Source organism: Bacillus sp. SRB_8 (assembly GCF_003264205.1).
Lineage (GTDB): Bacteria > Bacillota > Bacilli > Bacillales > Bacillaceae_G > Bacillus_A > Bacillus_A mycoides.
On sequence record NZ_NADT01000207.1, the window covers coordinates 1 to 352 of the forward strand.

General features: G+C 66.5%; 1 protein-coding gene. It reads left to right on the forward strand.

The genetic code is table 11. The features are described from left to right. Positions 1–352: tripartite tricarboxylate transporter substrate-binding protein (locus B5P40_RS32450; protein WP_258402221.1), on the forward strand; the 352-nt coding region annotated here is incomplete at both ends.

Below are 352 nucleotides of genomic sequence, written 5' to 3' on the forward strand. Positions count from 1 at the left end.
TTCCGTACGCGGCGGGCACCGCGACCGACACAATTGCACGGCTGGCGGCGCAACAGATGTCCGACGCGTTGAAGCAACCGGTGGTGGCCGACAACCGGGCCGGTGCCAACGGCGCCATTGGCACCAGCGCGGTCGCCAAGGCCCCGGCCGACGGCTACACGCTGATGATGCTGGCCACACCGACGCTGCTGGCGCCGCATCTTTACAAGAAGCCCGGCTACGACACCGTGAAGGACTTCACGCCCGTGGCCACGGTGTACGACCTGCCCATCGTGGTGGTGGTCAACCCCAAGCTGCTGCCCGATGTGGTCGACCTCAAGACCCTGATTGCCCACGCCAAGGCGCAGAAGAC